This is a genomic window from Aquimarina algicola (assembly GCF_006443095.1).
GTDB lineage: Bacteria > Bacteroidota > Bacteroidia > Flavobacteriales > Flavobacteriaceae > Aquimarina > Aquimarina algicola.
On sequence record NZ_VFWZ01000008.1, the window covers coordinates 79,909 to 101,294 of the forward strand.

Annotated in this window: 18 protein-coding genes; 10 read left to right on the forward strand and 8 right to left on the reverse strand. The window is 32.0% G+C overall.

Translation table 11 applies throughout. The features are described from left to right. The first annotated feature begins 42 nt into the window (after positions 1-42). Entirely contained in the window at positions 43-2,334 is a 2,292-nt protein-coding gene (locus FHK87_RS20560; protein WP_140596128.1) for a tetratricopeptide repeat protein, read from the forward strand. Positions 2,335-2,863: 529 nt separating this feature from the next. Further along, positions 2,864-3,583 (forward strand): hypothetical protein, encoded by a 720-nt coding sequence (locus FHK87_RS20565; RefSeq protein ID WP_140596130.1) that lies wholly within the window; start codon positions 2,864-2,866, stop codon positions 3,581-3,583. A 436-nt stretch (positions 3,584-4,019) separates the two neighbouring features. On the opposite strand, the gene FHK87_RS20570 is transcribed toward FHK87_RS20565, so the two are convergent. The 6 genes from FHK87_RS20570 to FHK87_RS20595 are packed head-to-tail and all read right to left on the reverse strand — an operon-like array spanning position 4,020 to position 11,319. Further along, entirely contained in the window at positions 4,020-4,820 is an 801-nt protein-coding gene (locus FHK87_RS20570; protein ID WP_140596133.1) for an alpha/beta hydrolase, read from the reverse strand. Between the two features lies 1 nt (position 4,821). Beyond that, positions 4,822-7,359, reverse strand: a complete 2,538-nt coding sequence (locus tag FHK87_RS20575) for a glycoside hydrolase family 2 TIM barrel-domain containing protein (protein WP_226294345.1) — start codon at positions 7,357-7,359, stop codon at positions 4,822-4,824. Between the two features lie 49 nt (positions 7,360-7,408). Then, on the reverse strand, positions 7,409-8,542 hold the full coding sequence (locus tag FHK87_RS20580; RefSeq protein ID WP_140596138.1) for a zinc-binding dehydrogenase: 1,134 nt from the start codon (positions 8,540-8,542) through the stop codon (positions 7,409-7,411). Positions 8,543-8,566: 24 nt separating this feature from the next. Next, positions 8,567-9,817: an NAD(P)/FAD-dependent oxidoreductase gene (locus FHK87_RS20585; RefSeq protein ID WP_226294346.1), complete on the reverse strand. Its 1,251-nt coding sequence runs from the start codon at positions 9,815-9,817 to the stop codon at positions 8,567-8,569. Continuing rightward, positions 9,818-10,132, reverse strand: coding sequence for a 2Fe-2S iron-sulfur cluster-binding protein (locus FHK87_RS20590; RefSeq protein WP_140596141.1), 315 nt, complete (start codon positions 10,130-10,132; stop codon positions 9,818-9,820). It abuts the gene before it with no gap. 26 nt (positions 10,133-10,158) lie between these two features. Beyond that, positions 10,159-11,319, reverse strand: a complete 1,161-nt coding sequence (locus FHK87_RS20595; RefSeq protein ID WP_140596143.1) for a cytochrome P450 — start codon at positions 11,317-11,319, stop codon at positions 10,159-10,161. A 128-nt stretch (positions 11,320-11,447) separates the two neighbouring features. Between FHK87_RS20595 and FHK87_RS20600 the strand changes: the two genes are divergently transcribed. The 8 genes from FHK87_RS20600 to FHK87_RS20635 all read left to right on the forward strand — a co-directional run bounded on the left by FHK87_RS20600 (position 11,448) and on the right by FHK87_RS20635 (position 20,283). After that, positions 11,448-12,329: an AraC family transcriptional regulator gene (locus tag FHK87_RS20600; RefSeq protein ID WP_140596145.1), complete on the forward strand. Its 882-nt coding sequence runs from the start codon at positions 11,448-11,450 to the stop codon at positions 12,327-12,329. A gap of 467 nt (positions 12,330-12,796) precedes the next feature. After that, positions 12,797-13,393: an O-methyltransferase gene (locus FHK87_RS20605; protein WP_140596147.1), complete on the forward strand. Its 597-nt coding sequence runs from the start codon at positions 12,797-12,799 to the stop codon at positions 13,391-13,393. Between the two features lie 112 nt (positions 13,394-13,505). Further along, positions 13,506-14,564, forward strand: a complete 1,059-nt coding sequence (locus tag FHK87_RS20610; protein ID WP_140596149.1) for a helix-turn-helix transcriptional regulator — start codon at positions 13,506-13,508, stop codon at positions 14,562-14,564. A gap of 70 nt (positions 14,565-14,634) precedes the next feature. Beyond that, positions 14,635-14,988: a hypothetical protein gene (locus FHK87_RS20615; RefSeq protein WP_140596151.1), complete on the forward strand. Its 354-nt coding sequence runs from the start codon at positions 14,635-14,637 to the stop codon at positions 14,986-14,988. A 22-nt stretch (positions 14,989-15,010) separates the two neighbouring features. After that, positions 15,011-15,484 (forward strand): YHS domain-containing (seleno)protein, encoded by a 474-nt coding sequence (locus tag FHK87_RS20620; RefSeq protein ID WP_140596153.1) that lies wholly within the window; start codon positions 15,011-15,013, stop codon positions 15,482-15,484. A gap of 11 nt (positions 15,485-15,495) precedes the next feature. Next, the gene (locus tag FHK87_RS20625) at positions 15,496-15,849 is read left to right on the forward strand and encodes a hypothetical protein (RefSeq protein ID WP_140596155.1); all 354 of its coding nucleotides are present in this window, start codon (positions 15,496-15,498) and stop codon (positions 15,847-15,849) included. Between the two features lie 213 nt (positions 15,850-16,062). After that, positions 16,063-17,934, forward strand: coding sequence for a tetratricopeptide repeat protein (locus FHK87_RS20630; protein WP_140596157.1), 1,872 nt, complete (start codon positions 16,063-16,065; stop codon positions 17,932-17,934). A gap of 363 nt (positions 17,935-18,297) precedes the next feature. After that, on the forward strand, positions 18,298-20,283 hold the full coding sequence (locus FHK87_RS20635; protein ID WP_140596159.1) for a thiol-activated cytolysin family protein: 1,986 nt from the start codon (positions 18,298-18,300) through the stop codon (positions 20,281-20,283). A gap of 107 nt (positions 20,284-20,390) precedes the next feature. Here FHK87_RS20635 and FHK87_RS20640 read toward each other — a convergent pair whose 3' ends face one another. Next, positions 20,391-20,834, reverse strand: a complete 444-nt coding sequence (locus FHK87_RS20640; protein WP_317133559.1) for an Lrp/AsnC family transcriptional regulator — start codon at positions 20,832-20,834, stop codon at positions 20,391-20,393. Between the two features lie 22 nt (positions 20,835-20,856). Next, complete coding sequence (gene mog / locus FHK87_RS20645) at positions 20,857-21,384, reverse strand: molybdopterin adenylyltransferase (protein WP_140596163.1); 528 nt, start codon at positions 21,382-21,384, stop codon at positions 20,857-20,859. Positions 21,385-21,386 lie beyond the last annotated feature (2 nt).

The following is a 21,386-nucleotide window of genomic DNA, read 5'->3' on the forward strand; positions in this document are numbered from 1 at the left end:
TTGAGATTATTGAAACACCTAACTACTCTTAACAAAATTATTATGGGATATGACATTACCTACCATCCAATTCATAAAAAAGATATAGAAGATCTTTATATAAATGCTTTAGAAAATAAAGAGGTTATTAAAACCGTGTGTAATACACATAACATTGAAAGCAGCTATACAGATAAGTATAAACACATTATTGAAACCGCATTAAATGTAGTGTCATCTGATTATTTTGATGCTACACACGGCTACTATATTGCCAATATCCATGGATTACTACATCAATACTACTATATCCGAGGAGGTGCTTTTTCTTTTTTATTCGATTACTATCCAAAGTATAAAGCCTATACGCTACCTTGGAAAAGCTTGTTGCCTGATTTTGACTTTAAGCAGCGTATCGCTAATAAGATTAATACTAATTTCAGTTCTGGGGTTTATATTTCTGTAGAAGGAGTTAAAAAATTACTAGATGATTACAATACAAACCCAGTTGTAAAAACCGAATTAGATTGTCATTTTTCGGATGGTAGGATTACAGTGTTTTTAAAAGCACTAGAAGCAGCCAAATCTCAAAATAGAGGACTACTAGAAGCCACAGAGGTCATCGAGCCAAATCCTTTAGACTTAACTAAAAGCACTTGTTATTCTGATATTAGAAATGCGTTTCCAGAAGGAATTGAACTGTATCAAGCTACTTCAAAGCATCAGGTCTCGGAGGTATTAGAAAATAATAATGATAGTGTACAAAAAGATAAAATTGATAATCTGGAGAGCAATTACAGAATGATTATCACTACTTTTTTTGATAATTTGAATTCACAATTAAATCCCGAACACTATTTTGACATATTACGTACACAATATCCCTATACATATAAAATTGATTTTGTAATAGGTTGGGGGTATTTGGAGCTAAATAAAACAAATTTAGCTATTGAATATTTTAAAAAAGTCATTACCTCTGGCAAAGACAATTTTTACATATATCATTTATTAGGTGATGCCTATACACAAGCTAGAGACTATGAGAATGCCATAAAATCTTATCAAAAGAGTTTGGTGTTATATCCCTTTTATGAGCTAAATCACATTAGAATAGGTGATATTTATGAATATAAGCAACAATGGGAAAATGCAAAAACAGCTTATAAAAATGCTATTGATATAAATCCAGGCAAGCCAGAATATTTTAATAACCTAGGTGTGTATTTGACGAAGTTAAACGACAAGAAAACAGCTATTGCCTATTACCAAAAGGCGGTTGCTATGAAGCCTACTTATTACGATGCTAATAAAAATTTAGCTTGGGAGTTCTTTAAAGTCAATGCATTAGAACAATCTAAAAACATTTGTCAGGAGGCTATTAAAAACTTAGATAAAAAAGGCCCATTTTATGACCTTTTAGGTAGAATTGCAGAAAGAGAAAATGATCACAATAATGCTATTGATTACTATACAATAGCAATCAAAAATTATCCTTATCAACCAGAACCCTATTGTAGTTTAATGCTTATTTATCAAAACAAAGGACAACATAAAGAAGCATTAGTATTGATCAATAATTGTATTGATAAGAATCCATATTATGCTTTTGGATTTTATAGAAGAGCTAAGTTATATAGCAAGTTAAAGCAATTTGAAAATAGTAAAAACGATTATCTTAAAGCAATAGAGTTGGGAGACTTAACTGCGAATACGTACACAAGTTTAGGGTATGTATATGCCGTAGGCTTTAAAGATTCTCGTAATGCAATAGAGGCCTATAATAATGCATTGAAATTAGACCCGAATTATGAAATGGCCTATACAAATATGGCTAGTGAATATTGGCTATTAGGAGAACAAGAAAAAGCAATACAATGTTTAGAAAAGCTGATAGCCAGACAACCAAATTGTGAAATTGCCTTATTAAACAAAGGGATATACCAAAGAAAGTTAAAACGTTACAAAGAATCCACAGATGCATTTCATACAGTATTGAAATACAATCCTAATCATATAAAGGCACTTATTAATTGTGCTTATAATTTTTATAATAGTAAACTTTATAAAGAAGCAATATCCTATTTTGAGAAAGTTATAGCGTTAGACGTCAACTATTTTAACGCCTATAATTATATGGCATTAGCATATTACTATTTAGAAAACGATATCAAAGCTATTGAGTGTTATACAGAGGCAATACGGATCAACCCCAACAAAGAGTCTTTACATTTTAATAGAGGTTTATGCTATGAACATTTAAAAAAATACGAAGCAGCAAAGCTCGATTATGAAAAAGAATTAACAATTAATCCAGCTCATGAAAAAGCGAAAAAAAGATTAATTAATTTGTAAAAGTAAAACTAGAATCTAAATAATATTGAAGTAATCATAATAAAAAATTATAGTAACTCTTAAAAGGAAGAATTCAACACTAGTTTTTAGAACCATGAATCTATATAAATGTTAGAATGATTGAGTGTAGAAGATATGTTATCACTAATAAAAGAGAGATTAAAAACACCTTAATTTTTCATTCAGATAAAGGTACTCAATATGTTACTAAAGAATTTAGTGAAAAGGTAAAAAATAACATACAAATTATTTAATCGATTAACGAAAAAACCCTGTTTTCTGGGTCAAATTTATTAAGAAGATCGATTACTTTTGGTCAAAGCTGGATCACGTATTTAAAATTTTATAATAGCATTTTGATGTATGATAAAATAGATACTTTGATCTTTTTAATGTAATCGTAAAATTGATACAATTATATTGATAATTAAGCAAAGTATTAGTGTTTACAGTAGCTCAAAAAGAATAGATTTTTCAATGCATCATTCATTTGAAAGAGAACTTTTATAATCTAAATAACAATAATAAGATGAAAAATACTACAAGTAAGAATAAACGTAAAGATAAAGAATCACAAATTGTGTCAAAAAAACAACAAACAACACTAAAAAACATTTGTTGTTTTTTTCTCTTTTTAGTTTTTGTTATGCTAACAAGTTGTAAAGAAGAATTTAACCAATTCGATTGGGGTCTTGTAGAAAAAAATGGTGTCTACCTTAACAAGTTTTTTGATTTTTCATTTCCCGTACCAGAAGGATATAGTTATGATGACAAGCACAGCAAGTATTGGCATGAAGATACAGGAGAAGGAATACCATGGGATGAAAATCTTTATGAGAATAAAATAAGAGCTCTAAATGTACCCCAAAACATAAAAACCACAGGAATATTTCTGTTAGAAAAAGAAGAGGCTCTAGTGACTAAGAAACCAAAGATTTTCTTTTTTGTAGAAAATACTGCATTTATCAATGAAGATAATATTACAGAAATCAAAAATTATCTAGAGTACACAAAAAAAGATGCTCAGAGTAATCCTAGTATAGAATTAGCAAGTGAAGATTTTACTAAAACCAAGCTAGATGGAGAGACCTTTTATAAAATTGATGCCACATTTAAAAATGAGGATGTTGAATATCACAGATATTTTATTAGCCTAAAAAAAGGATTTGGTTTTGGTATTTTACTAAAAGGTAACTCAAAAGAAGATCTCAATGAGTTAGAACGAGTACTTGATGATATTGATTTTTGAAATATAAAAATGGATTAATATTCGTCTAATAACCTAGTAAATGAAATTATTTAAATAGAATACTTCATAAAAAAGGTATAGAAGATTCTTATATAAATGCTTTAGAAAATAAAGAGGTTACTGAAACCGCTTTATATAGTGTCAATTATTTTGATGCTACACAAGGTTAGTATATTTCCAATATCTATAGATTATTACATCAATACTATTGTATTTGCGGAGGTACATTTTTTTATTCGATTATTACCCAACAAAGTATGACTCTTATACAATCCTTTGAAAAGGCTTGTTGCCTAATTTTGACTTTAAGCAGTGTATAGCTAACAAGTTTTAATTAATTTGTAAATTCCTGTGAAATTGCTTCTTCTTCCTGATGAAGGGAACTTTAAAGCAGTTTTTGTAATAAGTATTATGTAAAAGGAGTATAGAAAACAATTTATAATAGCTTATTGAAAAATCGTAAAGTATCTTTTACATGGTTTATCCAATACACCCACTCATGCTTTCCGGAGAATTCTTTGTATTCGTGAGAGATACATTCAAGAACTAATTCTTCATGTAATGTTCTGTTATGTGTAATTAATGCATCATCTATTCCACAATCAAACCTAAAAGCGGGTAAAAGAGTTTTATTTCTTTTCATAAGGCTTAGAATGGATTCGTATTCGAAATTTTCTTGCTTATAATCTTCTAAACTTTCTTCTACAAACAAAGTCATTTGTGAAATATCTGTAATAGAACTATGACCCGAAAATCCTTTAAAGAGTTTGGGATATTTAGCTCCAATCCTTAAAGCTCCATAACCTCCCATAGAGAGTCCACCTATAAAAATTGGAGAATTATCATTTACTTCTTCTATATTCTCTTTTACAGCATTAATCACATCTTCTACAATCCATTTTTCAAAATTATACGAATTGTGGGGTAAATAAGCTGAACCATCTCCCCATAAGCCATCTGAAGGCATCGCTATTAACATGGGAGCGATTTCTTTCTGATTGATCATCTCATTTGCAGTTTTATGGACACCTCCTTTTTGCGACCAAATCCAAGCGCTGCCATATACACCATGTAATAAAATAACCAAAGGAACATTAGCCGGTAAATTAAGTTTGGGTACGTATAGGCATATATCTCCACGACCTTTTAAATTTTGCGTTTTTACGGTAATGAATCTTAGGTTGTCCGATTCAAATTGTGGGTCTGAGATTTCTGTTGTCCTAAACTTTGAATCCATATTACTTCACTACTAATTCAGTATTTATAGCTTCTGAATTCCCAGATGTAACCTTAATATTCACTGTACCTTTATCAATAGATTTTATATAAACAACAGCTTTTCCGTTTAAAAATTTACGCTCTGGTTTTGATAGATTTTGTAGGTTCATTGGGTCACCATTACCCGAAGCTAAAAACCTTGCAGCACCCGAAACTTCAATTTGCATATTTTCATTATAATTAGGGCAAAGATTCCCATTTTTATCTACTACAGAAACTTGGTATACCCCAGCTTGTCCTTGCTTTATACTATTTAGCTCTGGCATTATTTTTATTTGGCTCGGTTTATCAGCTGTAACAATAGTTTTTTCTGCAACTTTTTCGTTTTTTGCATTATATGCAACTACTTTGAGTGTTCCATACTCATACATCACATTTTCCCAAACGATAGAATAGGCCTTCACTTGATTAAAAGAGGTTCCTCCATTAATTTCAATATTAATATCATCTGATAAAAAATCAGGTTTTAAAGGTTTTTCTTTACCCTTCACTCCATAACTTTTTCCGTTTATAAATAATTCTGCTTTTTCAAAATTTGTATGACATATTACAGGTATTTTTTTGCCCTTCATTTTTGGTAATGTCCAATGTGGCAATACATGTAGTACATCTTTTTCTTTATTCCATTGGCTTTGATATAAGTAAAATTTATCTTTTTCTAAGCCTACCATATCAATAGGAGCAAAATAAGAACTACGCCCTTGTGCATTATTGTAAGGAGAGGGTTCGCCTAGATAATCATATCCTGTCCAAACAAATTCTCCATAAACAAAAGGGTTATAGTCTTGAGCTGCAAATTCTTTATAAGGTGAATATCCCCAAGGTACACTAGTGTTTTCATAATTACCTGGGTGACCATCTTTATATAAATTCTTATCTGCATACCGTCCTTTTTTATCTTGTTGATGGTCATAGATTACAGGAAATTTATACGCCCCACGCACACTCAATGATCCTCCGGTTTCACTTGCATAAAATTTTAAATTTGGATACAACTCTCTTATTTTGTGATAAATTCCTGCTCTGTAATTAAAGCCTGCAACATCTACTGTTTGTGCCATCCCGTATTTTAAACTATTAACCACTTTACTAAATCCAACAGTTGTAGCTCTGGTAGTATCTATTTTTTTTACAATATCATTTAAAAATTTACATCGATTTTTTGGGTCTCCGTTGAATTGTTCCTGTACCTCATTACCTAAACTCCACATAATAACTGATGGGTGGTTTCGATCCCTTAACACTGTGTTTGTTATGTCTTTTTGAGCCCATTTATCAAAATACTTTCCATAGCCATTGTCTGTTTTATTTATTTCCCATTCATCAAAAGCTTCATCTATAACCAGAATACCTTCGGCATCACAAATATCTAATGCCTCAGGGGCAGGAGGGTTATGAGAAAAACGAATTGCATTAACCCCCATTTCTTTTAGCTTTTTGACTTGACGCAAGAATAGTTCTGGATAAAAAGCGGCACCTACTGGTCCTAGATCATGATGCATATTTACACCTTGAAAACTTATTTTTTTATCATTTAAATAGAAGCCATTCAATTCAAAGCGAATACTTCTTATCCCAAAAGGTGTGGTATACTTATCTATAATCGTCTCTTCTTTTAAGAGAGTTGTCTCCAGTTGATACAACTGAGGGGTTTTGAGACTCCATAATTCTGGTTTTTTTATGATTAAATCTTGGCTGATCTTTGTTGAAGAATTAAGCGTTACTTTAGTTGTTTTGATTACAGATATATTTCCTTTAGGATCAATTATTTTATTTTCTAAGGTATAATCACCATTTCCAACAAGTTCTAATTCTACATCTACTTTGGCCTTTTTTGAAGAAATTTCAGGAGTGGTTACAAATGTACCCCAGGTTTTTATATGTGTTTTTGATGTTTTGACAAGTGTTACTTTTCTATACAAACCTGCACCCGGATACCAACGAGACTGACCTGGGAAATTTTCTAACCGAACGGCTATAAGATTATCTCCCTGATTTAAGAAAGAGGTAATATCAAAGTAAAAGGAGACATATCCATTGGGTCTTTCGCCTACAAATTTTCCATTTACATATACTTTTGTATTACTCATCGCTCCATCAAAAGATAATTCTACTCTTTCTTTGGCTTCTTGCTCTGTAATACGAAAATGAGTTCTATACCAACCGACCCCTACGTAGGGTAACGCTCCGGTTCTTCCTGTACGATACTTAGGTTTTTTGTCTCCATCCTGAACGACCTTGGTTAGTTGGAGATCATTTTTAAAATTAAAGTCTCCTAATATCGCCCAGTCATGAGGTAACGTTATATTTTCCCAATCCTGATCATCAAAGTCAATAAAAGGAGTAGCTCCAGAATCTTCATGAGAGAACTTCCAATCCTTTAATAATTCTACCTTTCTTCTTTGTGATTGCATAGAAAATGAAAGAGAAAGGATTAGTATGAGAATTAATGTTCTATGTTTTTTTGTAAGGTTATGTTGTATGTTTTTGAATATCATTTTTACTTTTTTTATATAGCTGTAGACTATTATAATTTGAACCATCATTTTAAGAAAATACAATGACCCCCTTGGCATTTTTGCCAGTCAGCATATCATCAAACCCTTGTTGAAGATCCTCTAGCTTATAAGTCCTTGTAACCAATTCTTCTAACATTAAATCTCCTTTTTCATACAGAGCTTCAAATTTTGGAAAATCGATATCTGGTTTTGCACCACCGTATAATGGATTAATGTAAATTTTATCCCATTCGAATAAACGCATATCTACCATAATTTCTTGCTCAATACCACTTACCTGTACTGCGGTACCTGCATTGCGTATCATAGCTAAAGGAGCTACTCCTAAAGCAGGAACAGCGGTACATTCAAAAGCGTAATCTGCGCCTCTTCCGCTAGTCATTCCTTTTACAATCTCAGCTGCGTTTAACAATCCTTTATCTTCTCTATCAGCTAAAATAACATCTGTAGCTCCGAATTGCTTTGCCATCTCGAGACGTGTTGGATTCACATCAATAGCAATAATTTTGGCAGCGCCAGAAATTCTAGCGGCTTGTACAACATTTAATCCTACACCTCCTGTTCCTAAAACTACTATTGTGCTTCCCCATTCTGGTTTGGCTGTATTGAATACAGAACCACATCCTGTCATTACTGCACAGCTAATAGTTGAAGCTCCCTCAAAAGATAATTTCTTAGAGTTTTTCTTTACCACACCCGAGGATTTTACCAGTGCATATTCAGAAAATGTGCCTAAGTTAAATGAACGTTCTATAGGCTCTTCGTTCAAGGTGGTTGATTCAAAAGTTGGATGCCCTTCTGAAATTCTACCAGAATGGCTTGCCAAAACTGGCGAATTACGTTCATCAATATTTTGGTTTCCTATTTGACATTGAAAATCGTCATAAGATGGAGTCGCCCAGTTTAAAATTACTTCGTCACCAACTGCAACTTTTGTTACCGTGTTACCAACAGCTTCTACAATCCCTGATCCTTCATGCCCCATTACGATAGGCATCCCCCAGTTTAATGAATCATAATCAGTGTGGCATATCGCAGCAGCTTTAACCTTTACTAATATTTCATCTCCTTGAGGGGGATAAATTTTAGTTTCTTCAATTCTGAAAGTTCCATCTCCTGGGGCAACTACCGCTTTACACGTAATAAAATCTTCGCTACTCATAATATTTGTTCTTTTTTCAATGACTCATCTTGATTGAGTATTTATTTTTATTATTTCTTTTAAATTGGTTGTCGGGTCTGCTAATTTCTTTTTATCAATGATCGCATTTGCTTTAATAAACTTGGTCCCCAATACATAACTTTTTCCATTATTGATAGCATCTACAGCTAATAATTTGTCTCCTTTAAAGTACCAAATAGAAAACTTTTTATCTCCTTCATTTCTGACCACTGAATTGTCAAAACCTTGAGGCAATCCTACTATTTGGAGTTTTACATCATATTGATCTGACCAAAACCAGGGCAGCGCATCGTATTCTATTTCTTTACCACAAATATTTGCCGCAGCTACTTTGGCTTGATCTACTGCATTTTGAACGGATTCTAATCTTACATTTGTATCATAGATTTTATTGTAATGATTGGTACAATCTCCAATAGCATAAATTGCATCCTCAGATGTTTTTGTTGAAGTATCTACTTTAATTCCGTTATTAATATGCAATCCAATTTCAGCAGCCAATTCCAGGTTTACTTTGATTCCAACTCCAACAATAATAATATCAGCTATATGAGCAGAGCCATCAGAACAAACCAAAGTATTTTGATTTCCTTCTGATTTGATTTGAGTCACTCTTTTATTTACATAAATATTCACTCCATTAGATTCATGAATATTTGTGAAGAAATTGGACAAAAGGGGAGTGGTAACACGTGCTAAAATTCTTTTTTCACGTTCTAGAACAGTAACATTTGCTCCTAATTTTTTTAAAGAAGCAGCGATTTCTAAACCAATGTATCCACCTCCTATCACAACAATATTTTTATCTGTACTAGAATGAAAAGCTTTACGAATATTGGCTACATCATTGGCATTACGTAGCGTAAAAATGTTCTTTGCCTTTTGGATACCTTGGATAGGAGGGATAAATGCTCTAGCTCCGGTAGCGAACACCAAAACATCATACGTGTGAGAAGAACCATCGCTTAAATGAATCATTTTATTCTCTTTGTCAATGCGAATCACTTCTTTACCTAAAGACAAAGAGATATTGTCCTTTTCGTAACTTTCTAACGATTTTAATAAATTGTTTTGGATGCTGTCTTCTAATTCTAAATACTTTTTAGATAAAGGAGGTCTATGATATGGAGTAGCTTTATCTTTATCTAATAAGATAATAGCTCCTTTCCAACCTTCTTTACGAAGTGCAAAAGCAAAATTTACACCTGCATGGCTTGCACCTATTACGATACATGTTTTATTATCAGAAATCATTTATACTTCTTTAGCTACCGTTAACTCAACCCCATCAATTGCATCAGAAACCTCAATCTGACAACATAAACGACTAAAATCACTCGCATAATCTTCTAATTCCAACATTTCTAATTCTATTTCTCCTGCCTTACCCACTTTTTCAAAATCTTTTTCTGCAACAAATACATGACAAGTGGCACAAGAACAAACCCCACCACAATCTCCATCTATTCCTGCAATATTATTATTTACTGCTAACTGCATTACATTTCCTGAGTCTCCCTCTACCAGGATTTTTTCATCATTATTAACAATAAATGTTATTTTAGCCATAATTGTTTTAATTAAAATTGTTGTTGTTATCTAGCATTGAATTTTACTGTTAATGAATTGAATCCTACTTTCCTTTTAAATTCATCAAGGTCTTCAATGTTATCTTCATAATTTAAAATGTCTATGGTCTTAACTTTTTGAACGAGCTCTGTTATAATAATACGTAATAAGACTCTTGCGTGGGTTGCTCCCAAACAATTGTGTGTTCCAAAACCAAAGCTTACATGAGGATTTATTTTTCTATCCAACACAACCTCATTGGGGTTTTCAAAAGTTTTAGTATCTCTGTTTGCTGAAGCCCAACATAGAGAAATTCTTGATTGTGCTCTGATGGCGTGCTCGCAGACTTGTGTATCTTCTGTAGCTACTCTACCCATATGCGTAAGGGGTGCAAAATATCGAATCAATTCTTCGATTGCAGTATTCATGATTTCTGGCTCATTTTTAATACGATCTAATGATTCTGGGTGTTCTGCAAAATATGCAATGGAATTGGTGATGGTATTGATTATTGTATCTCGTCCTCCTGCAAAGGTTAAAATCATTACTCCTTTTACCTCTTCTTTAGTTAACTTTTTACCATTGATTTCAGAGTCTATTAATATAGAATATAAGTCACTTGTAGAATTTTCAATAGCTCTATCTATTTCTTGATCAATATAATCGTATAAGATATTTGCTTTATCAATGTCTAAATGTGTATCCTCACTTCTAAATACGTGTGTACCCCATTCTATCCAGGTTTTTGATTCTTCAAATGGAGTATTCAATAATACAGTTAACGCCCTTGATTGAATTATTAATGAGAATTCTTTAATTACTTCAACTTTTTCTTTGCTTAATACATCATCGATAACTACCTGTACAATATCAAGTAACTTATCTTGATACTCTGGTTGATTAGGTCTTTTAAACCAAGGCTCTATAATTGCTCGATAATTTGTGTGCTCGGGCGGGTCTACTTCAAAAGGGATTTGCCTTGTGGTTCTAATATTTGCTTCCGATGGCACAACGATACGTCCAACTTCCTCACCTCCGGACTGAAAGGTTTTCCAGTTTTTAGCGGTTTTTCGAACGTCTTTTAATCTTAAAAGTATTTTAACAGGATCATTCTGATCGTTCATTTCACCATATCCTTTTTTTTCTCTAGCCTTCTCAAAAGGATCCGGTAACTTACTTTTTTCCATCTAATAAGAATTTAATCTTTGCAAAGTTTCTATTTTTAAAGAGTAAAAGTTTTTCGGATATTGTGTTATTTTTGAACAATATTAACCTTATTAGGTTTTTTTATTGTAGAAATAGATAATATTGAGTTATGAAAGCAATTAAAGAATCAATTATACACGCACACCATCAATCATTTTCTACAACAGAATACAAAGAAAATTACTTTGATTCCCCATGGCATTTTCACGAAGAAATCGAGCTTACTTATATTAAATCTGGTTATGGAACTCGTTTTGTAGGTACTAGTGCTGAACTATTTAATGTAGGAGATTTGGTCCTAATAGGTGCTAAAGTACCTCATTATTGGAGATGTAATCATGATTTTTATAAAGAAGAAAACTCAATAAAGGCTCATAGTTTGGTAATTCAGTTCAAAAAGGAATTATTTTTTAATCATGAGCTTCCCGAAATGAAATCTATTTATTTGTTGCTAAAGAAATCTGCAAGTGGAATTCAATTTAGTAATGGCAAAGATTATGTGAATCAGATTGAGTTATTGTTTCAAAAAAGAGGTTTAGATAGATTGATTTCTTTTTATTCTTTATTAGAAAGTCTTAGTATGGACAAAAATCAAAAACTTTTATCTACGACTCAAGAATCGCAATTATATCAGGCAAAAGATAGTGAGACATTTCAGAAAATTCTAAACTATATATTCAATAATATAAACCATGAAGTATCTATAGGAAAAATAGCAAAAGAGGTTCATATGAGTGTTCCTTATTTTTGTAGATATTTTAAAAAACGTACCAAAAAAACATTTACACAATATGTAAATAATTTGAGAATAGTAAATGCGTCTAGACTATTAAGAGAATCTGATTTAACAATATCTCAAATTGCTTTTGACACAGGTTTTAATAGTTTGAGTTACTTTAATCGACAGTTTAAAAAAATTAAGGGAGTAAACCCAAGAACGTATATGGATTTGTATACTCAAAAAGAACCTGCTGAAATAAAAAATAGTTGACAGGAATCATATTAGAGATTCATTCTTATCTACATAGACTGCTAAACTTTTAATCTGGCTTTTAAAATGATAGATTAAATCAAAATATAAAAATTCGACTCACAACTAAACTCAAAATGTAGTATCTTTTTGCACACTATACCGTTTGGTGCTTTTAAGAAAAACTAAGATTTAAAAGAGAATATGGGAGTATGAAAATAATGTGGAACCAAATAGCGAAACCTTAAAAATTTTATCTAGAGCAGGACTAACTGAGCTAGTAACCACCCGAACAACAAAAGGAACACGAACTTCTCAATATAAAAAAAAGCAGACTTGCAGATTATATGTTAGTAAACGACCATCTTAATATATTGGATTTTGAGGTGGTTTTTGAGCCAGAAGTTTCTGATCATTGCCGAATAATTCTGACCATCTAAAGAAATTGAAAACCAAAAAATATTGTGCTTAATGCTAAAAATCAAAATATGAATGATTTAAATATTCTTGACAAACCAAAACTTCATGCTGAAATAGTGGCTAAATGTACTGAAATAGGTTTTACAATGCCATCTGACCTATATATTGGGACCCTATTAAAGACATTGATAACTTCTAAACCAAATTCTAATGTACTCGAATTGGGGACCGGAATAGGTTTATCTCTATCCTGGATGATAGATGGAATGGATGATAAGTCTAAACTAATATCGATTGATAATGATTCAAAATTGATTGAAATCGCTAAAAATTTCTTCGGACAAAATAAACAAGTAGAAATTATTTGTGCGGATGGAACTGAGTGGATAAAAAATTACAAAGGAGAAAAGTTTGATTTAATTTTTGCAGATGCCTGGCCCGGTAAGTATAGCGAGATTGTCGAAGTCCTTGAACTTGTAAAAGTAGGAGGGTTTTATATTATTGATGATATGTCAACTCAACCAAACTGGCCTGACGGTCACCAAGAGAATGTTGATACATTAATCAAATATTTAGAAAGTAGAGAAGATTTTAACTTAACAAAAATAAACTGGTCAACAGGAATACTAATCGCAACAAAAAATGATAAGCAAAATATGGTGTAAAAATGCATTAAAAGACATTTTATACTAATCATTATTTTAAATTCGCTTCAAAAGCTTTATTAAAACTCTTTAGTTTTAATAAATAATGATGTTAACAAACATTACTAACCGAATGCAAAAAGTAGAAAAGTTTTCACCCGAAATTAATAAAATATACTTCATAGAGTGTCATACTCTAATTCATATTCTTTCTGGTAAAGGCAGCATTCAGGTTGATTTTAAGAGTTATTTTGATTGGCAAGAAAAAGCAATTTTTTTAGAAAAAGGACAATACATTAAATTCTTGTCTGATGATTTTATGGTTAGAAGAATAGAGTTTTCACATGAAAGCAAATTTTATGACAAAGATGTGCGCGTATTATTTAAACACCTAATTTCTTTGGGGTATATCGATTTATTGGAGTGTGAGGAGTGTAACACTTTCCTTTCTGAGACAACCCTAACAGAAAATTCGGCTGACATCATTGATATATCTTCTAAACAGTGGTTTTGGCAAAACCCTTTTAAAGCAAATAAAGAAGAATACCAGATTATTTTTGATGTAAAAGAGATTATTGACAAAGAATATTCTAGTAATTTGACCAGTAATGATCTGGTAAGCCTTATTAATGATAGAGGATATAATGCCCAGGCATTAATCAAAAACAAAGTTGGTTTAACGGTAAAGAACCTAATGACATCAAAAAGGTTACAGGAGAGTCTCAAAGAAGTTGCCTTTACCAACAAAAATATTCAAGAAATTTCTTATAATCTGGGGTATAAAGATGATGCTTATTTCAATAGAGTTTTTAAAAATTCTATCGGTCAAACCCCAAAACAATTTAGAGAAAACTTTGATTTTGAAAATAGAGATTTGTTTTCGCAGGATATTTTAGAACTTCTACAAAAATATCATACAAAAGAACGCTCGCTTGAATTTTATGCCAATGAAATGAACCTTTCTATAAAAGCGTTGTCTAACAAAGTTCGAGCAAAAATGAATACTTCTCTGGGGCAGCTCATTCGTTTAGAACTCATTAATTCTGCTAAGTTGATGATTCTCGAAGGACAGTCTATCACATCAATTTCTAGACAACTGGGATTTGAAGAACCAAATCATTTTTCAAGATTCTTTAAACACTACTCCAAAGTTACCCCTACAGAATTCAAATTAAAAAAGTACAATTCATAGTCCTTTTTTTGTAGCAACTCAACTTTGATCTCACCTCATCTTTGTAGTGTAATTTTAAAACCACAAAAAGATGAATATCAAAGAACAAGTACAAAAAATGGATGCAATAGTTTCACAAGGTGCTATTGTAGACGCCGTAAAAGAATTTTTTGCTGATAATGCAAATACATCAGATTACGGAAATGGAAGAACCACTGGTAAGCCAGAGATGGTTACTAAAATGGAGGGGTTTGCCGGAGCAATTGCAAAGGTAAATGGTATTACACATCATCATTCTATTGTAGATGGAAATGTATCGGCATCAGAGTTTACATTCGATTTCGATATGAAAGATGGAAGCAAGATTTACTGGCACGAAATCATTCGCAGAATTTGGAATGATGAAGGAAAAGTAATTCAAGAAGAATACTTCAACGCAGAATAACAAAACAAAAAACTTTAAAAAAATGAAAAAAATAGTAAAAACAGCGATTCTAGGAATGGCATTAGTAATGAACTCAGTAATTTTTGCTCAGGACAAAATGGCAAATAATGTAGATAATAGCAACATAGCATTACAAGGTTACAGTCCTGTCTCATATTTAGATTTAGGTCTAGCGCAAAAAGGAAATAAAAACTTTAAGTCTGATCACAAAAAAATAGTATACTATTTTACATCAGCAGAGCAAAAAGCAACATTTGATAAAAATCCTGAGAAATATCTTCCTCAATATGGCGGTTTCTGCGCATTTGGATGTTATGCAGGAGCAAAGTTTAGAGTTGACCCAAATAAGTTTGTAGTAAAAGATGGAAAATACTATTTGTATTTAAACAATGTAGAACTCGATGCAAAACAACTTTGGTTGGCTGAAAAAAATCACACTAAATTAAAAAGTGTAGCTGACAAGAATTGGCAAAAGCTTAGTAAAACCCACAATTAAAAACTAAAATTATGAAATTTGTAACCAAAAGAATACACGCATTTTTAGATTATCCTGTTGCCATTGCATTAATAGCTCTTCCTTTTCTTCTTGGTCTGGGAAACTCTAATCCTTTAGCTTTACAACTTTCAGTTGCAACAGGAATTGCAGCTTTTATTTTGACATTGCTAACAGACCATCATTTAGGAGCATTAAAAGTAGTCTCATACAAAATGCATTTAATTGTAGATTTTAGTGTAGCTATCGTATTTATAATTGCACCTTTTGCTTTGTCTTTTGAAGGAATAGACGCCTACTATTATTGGATAAATGGAGTTGCAGTTCTTACTGTAGTGAGTTTGCATAAATCAGAAATAGCAGTATAAATATGATTTTAAATTAAAAGTTTGTATACATAAGACGTGTATAAGTAATAGCGATTTGGATAATGATACAAATCGCTATTACTTTTTACTTTATTACAAAAAAGATTGAGCATAATATCTTACCAATATCCGAATATACATTGCAGTAAATATTTGATATTTTTTAAGGTCTTCAATAAGATAATTTTTACGTAATTCTTACTTTTAATCTCTATGAAAAAAAATGATCTAATCTATTTATTACTATTATTTTTCTCTTATAATCTTGTGGTTTATAGTCAAAACCAACACAAAATCGATAGTATCTTATCAATTATAAGCACTACACAAAATGATACAATAATTGCTGCGAATTATATTAAGTTGGGAGACCTTACAATGTATAACAATCCAGAACAAGCAAAAGTTTATATTGAAAATTCATTGGCCTTGTATAAGAAGACAAATTTTTCTGAAGGACTTGCAAAAAGCTATGTAAAAAAGGCAACTTATTTTTATGTTAAATCACAGAAAGATTCTATTCAATATTATCTAGATAAATCAATACATCTATACTTGACTCTTGGAGACACAATACAAGCTGCGGGCGTACGATATAATCTTGGCATCATCCATCTTGCAGAAGGGGATTACAAAAAATGTTTGGATATCATGGAAATGAATATCCCAATTTTTGAGAAAGCTAAAGATTCCGTTCGTCTTGGGAGTGCCTATTTGATGAAAGGTAAAGTAGCAATGGTTAGGGGATATTATAATATTGCGTTAAAAGAGACTTATATAGCGCTAAAAATCCATGAAAATATTAAAGATAATGTTCGAATTGCAGAAGATTTGTTTCAGATAGGTAAGCTTTACGACGATCTTCAAAAACATAAAAAAGCAATTTCTATATATCATGATTGTTACAAGCTGTACGAAGATCTCGATTATATCCAGCCAAAATCACAGGTGCTAAGTTTTATGGGACATTCATATTTACGTATTCAAAATTATGATGCCGCACGAGAATCTCTTGAAAAATCACTTCAATTATCTAAAGAAACAAATTATACCGCTAATATCGCTAGAACTCATGTCAACTTAGGAACCTTAGAATACGAATTAGACAACTACAATACATCAATCGAGTATCTACAAGAAGGCATTAAACTATGGAAATATATGTCTAATCCTCACAATGAAGCTAATACTAAATTAAAAATAGGTAAAACATATTTGGCCAAAAAAGAATATACGATAGCAGCTCGTTATTTTAATCAATGCATTCGTATCGCAGATTCTATAGAATCATTGAAGCTGCAAGCAGATGCGTATCAAAATCGAGCTATTTCATTCGAAAAATTAGGACATTACAAAGAGGCCTATCAAGATCACAAAAAGAGTAAAACAATTAGTGATACATTGTTAAACCTAAAGCGTACCAAGGCGATAGAAGAATTAAATATTATATACGAAACTGAAAAGAAAGAACAGCAAATTGAAAATCAAAATAGCGCTATCAAGATATTAGAGCAAGAATCCAAAATTAAAAATCTACAACAAATTATTTTGATGATTACACTATTGATAGGGAGTCTGATTTTTGGTTTTGGCATTTACAAGATTCGAAAAAAAATGAAGCAGCATTTGCAAGAAAAAAGAACACTAAATACAGCATTGCACAACACTAAAAAAGAGCTTACCGTAAAAACATTATATCTCGCAAAAAAAAATAATGTATTAGAAAACTTAAAAGAAGAAGCTATCAGTGCTAATACACAGCAACCATCAGAGCAAAAGCTGTATAAAAAACTTGTTCAAACCATTAATTTTGATTTAAAGGATGATGATAATTGGGAAAACTTTAGAAAATATTTTGAAGAAATACATGAGGACTTTTATTCGACTATTAAAAAGAAATACCCAACAATTACTGCCAAAGAACTACGGCTTATAGCGTTATTAAAGCTCAATCTTACTTCTAAAGAAATAGGGACTCTACTTAATATATCCGCTGATGGAGTAAAAAAAGCACGGTATAGGCTACGTAAAAAAATGAACTTAACAACCAAAGAATCATTACAAGATCACATTACAAAAATGTAAACATTTACGAATTAAGAATTCTCTATAAATCACTAACAAATCAAAGATTCTATTCCTATTGTTTTATGGGCTTGTCCAGAAATAATTAACTCGTCTTGTTCACCTGTTGTCTACCTTTTTTATCTGCGGATTCATATTTTTTTGAGTGTGATTTTTTTGGAATACTTACAAAAAATATTTTCCCCAAAACCCCTAAAGTAAAGGGTTTGTAAACTGTCTACTCTTTGTCTACCCTGTCTTTTTTGCATTGCGATCTCTTCCCTATAAGTTTGGATGAAAATTAATTATTTCAAATCATCTATAGTATTTCCAAAAGGGCTGCAGACCTGGTTAGCAATACTATATGAAAAATCTTAAAACACGATGAAAACAAATTTATTTTTGGGAAGTTTATTACTAAGTATAGTCACAGTAATGATAACCTCCTGTAGTAATGATGAGATTGTAGAAAACACAACAGAACTATCAGAGAATCCAAATCAAACTGGTATAACCGCTAAAATTATTGACTTGGGTACAGGAGATGATAGTTTTTTTGATGAGTATCCTGAAGCACGTGCAGAAACCAATCAAGGTGCTCCACAAGAATCGAATGAAAATATACAAGCAGAAGAAGATGGGCAACCTGTTACCCAACGTCTTGTTTGTACTAGACAAAAAGTAAGTGTACAAGACGGTAGTACTGATTTTCAATTGTTTGGAGGATTAAATAGCGATGTTGTTTTTCCCGGCAATTTATTACAAGGTAAAACCGTAGTTGATCCAGAAGTGACTACCCCTTCAATAATACCGGTAAAACGGGCAGGAGGAACGATCTCTATAAGCCTTAACGGAGGAGTAACAACTCCCAGTGTGACTGTAGATGAAGTAAAAACAAGTACCATTCAGGATGCTATTAATCAAATTATCAATTCTTCGTCTGGGGCTGTTCCTGCCAATTTTAATCTTTCTATAGAACAGATGGAATCAGAAGAGCAATTAGCCTTAGAAATGGGATTATCTTTTAAAGCGTGGAAATCAAAGGTAGAGTCAGATTTTAGTTTTAGTACCGAAAAACAGTTCAATAGAACTTTGGTAAAGCTTACGCAAACCTTTTATACTATGAATTTTGATACTCCTACTCGTCCAGAGGATATTTTTGCCGGTGATGTTACCCAAGAAGAATACACCCCTCATATTAATCAAAACAATCCGGCTACTTATATTTCTTCGGTAGCCTATGGAAGAATTTTCTATATGCTTATAGAATCTACCTCTAGCCGACAAGAAATGCAAGCACAGTTAAATCTTTCTTATAGTGGTTTTGGTACTAGTGCTGAAGCATCTTTAGATATTGAGACTTTTAAATCTTTAAAGGATTTAAAAATAAAAGTAATTGCTTATGGTGGAGATTCAGATGGAGCAATAACTCTCGCAGGAGAAAGTACTGTAGAGGAAATTGCTGATAAATTAGCAAAGAGTACAAATATTCAAACAGCTTTACCTTTATCGTATAAAGTAAGAAGCGTTTATAATCCATCAAAAGTGATAGGAGTGCGATTAGGGGCAGAATTTGATGTAGTGAATTGCGAGGTAAAAGGGGTATTGCCTCCTTCCGGTTATCAAGAATTAGCAAATTTGTTTGAAGATGGTATAGGTGCGGTTTCACAAGTAAAAGGAGCTATTATTCTGGTATTTAATACCGCGGGTAACCGATACGCTTTTTATAACGTAGCGAAAGGAAAAGTATTAGGTCAAACCTTTGCGCTAAAAGATCCTAATGGTCCTTTACATAAGTGTCCGCTATCAAATGTAGGGGCTGCATATTTATTTCGTTTTTTTGAGGTAAACAATAGTATTCGTTTGACTAGTTTAAATGGCTTGGAAACAGTAAGTTTTAACTTTAACAAGTCTTCATTTAATAATGGTATGAATAGACCACAGAGTAATCACAATATAAAATTCGGTAAGGTTGAAGTGAGTTCTACTTTTTTTGCACCGGGAGGAGGGTTAATACCTGATTCTTTTGAAGGTCCTTATCCTTTTCCGGGAGAGCAAATTAATGCCATACATTCTGCCAATAAAAATCCAGGAGCTTTTGAAGATCATTATAATTTCTATGCGAGAGATGGTATAATCAAAGCAAAATTAATAAAGAAACGTAAGAATGTACAAGGGATTAGTTTTAGGTTTCCAATATGGGAGGAAAAAACTGAAAAAGTAAATTTTTCTGGAATTAAAGGAGCAGGAGCAATAGGTACTGTGGATATAGGTGGCTCGCGTGAAAGTATCTTCTTTGACATTTCTGGCGAAACGATGCTTATAGTAAAACCGAACGATGTTATATTAGGCCCTTTTGTAGTAAATTAATATAAAACTTAATTGTAATAAAGTATTTATTATGCTTTAAGCAGATACAAATCGTACCCTTGTTTATTTGGGGTACGATTTTAAATTTTAAATAAATATTCAGAAAATTAAGGCTTAAAGAAAGTTTTATCTGTATGGTCTGAAAGTATTATTGAGGTGTTTGGATGCCCGTAAATTGTTAACCGATCAATCAAATCTTCTAATTGGCTATTATTCTTAACTGCTGCTTTTAGGAATACACAATACTCACCTGTTACCTTCATGCAATCAAAAATTTCTGGAAACTCGTTTAGCTTTGATACAAAAACTTTAAACCCATGAGAATCTATTTTTAAAGCAATATTAGCCTGAATATGGTAATCAAATTTGCTTAAGTTTAATTGGGTGCAATATCCATTAATTAAACCTGATTCTTCCATTTTTTGAATGCGTTCAGCAACTGAAGGTGCAGAAAGGCCTACTATTCTGCTAATTTCTGCATGTGAGCTTCTGGCATTGCTTCTTAAAACTTCAATTATGTCAGTACTTTTAATAGTGCTAAACCAATTTATGCTCTATTTTGTAAAATAAATATTATTTAGGTCTAAACACTTTAATGTTTTTTTCGTTGGTATGAATGATATGTTCACCAATCAATTCTAAACAATAAGGAATCGCGGGAAAAACAACTTGCATGCATTCTCGTATTGATTTAGGTTTCCCGGGAAGGTTTACAATTAGCGCTCTATCTCGTATCCCGGCGGTTTGTCTCGATAAGATAGCAGTAGGAACATAATTGAGACTTTCTTTTCTCATCAACTCTCCAAATCCAGGAAGCATCTTATGACATACTTTTTCTGTTGCTTCAGGGGTAACATCTCTGGGTGCAGGCCCTGTGCCACCAGTTGTAAAAATAAGGCAACACTCCTCTTTATCAGTAAGATTTATGAGCCTTTGCTCGATAATATTTTGCTCATCAGGAATCACTTCATACACCGATTCCCATTCAGAAGAAATATACTCTTTCAAAACAGTAATGATTTCTTTACCGGAAATGTCTTCATAAATCCCTTTACTAGCTCTATCAGAGACTGTAAGGATTCCAATCTTTATTGAGTTCATTT